The sequence below is a fragment of the Halomicrobium sp. IBSBa genome (genome assembly GCF_017612575.1).
Classification (GTDB): Archaea; Halobacteriota; Halobacteria; order Halobacteriales; family Haloarculaceae; genus Halomicrobium.
This window is the reverse complement of the sequence record NZ_JADPQC010000051.1, coordinates 1-421: the sequence shown is the minus strand read 5'-3', so window position 1 is coordinate 421 and position 421 is coordinate 1. Positions and strand designations below refer to the sequence as shown.

The following is a 421-nucleotide window of genomic DNA, read 5'->3' as shown; positions in this document are numbered from 1 at the left end:
GAGCGGGTCAGACCCTCGACAGACCGGAATCGGCCCGACTACGCCGTCGTCGGTCCCTCTGCCATCGCCGGGTCGATGGCGTACACCATCGCCGATGACTACAACGAGTCGAGCGTCGTCCGGACGCGTGACGTCATCAACTACGAGGACGGATCGCTGGACAGCGACGACCCGTACAACTACGACCTGCCCGCCACCGACGGCTGGCAGGGCGGCCGGATGCACATCTACGACAACGGCGACGAGACGGCCTACGTCTGGAAGACGACCTGGGACAGCGAGGCCGACGCCCGCGAGTTCGCTGACGCTTGGGAAGCGGTCATCGCCCACTGGGGCGGTACCAGAACCGCGGAGGGCCACTGGGTCATCGAGGAAGACAGCCCCTACACCGACGCTGTCGCCGTCAGAGTCGATGGGGAGA

1 pseudogene is annotated in these 421 nt (G+C 66.3%); it reads left to right on the top strand.

Annotation, left to right across the window (positions count from 1 at the left end):
• Positions 1-421: pseudogene (locus tag IL252_RS17405) on the top strand (hypothetical protein); the annotation flags it as partial.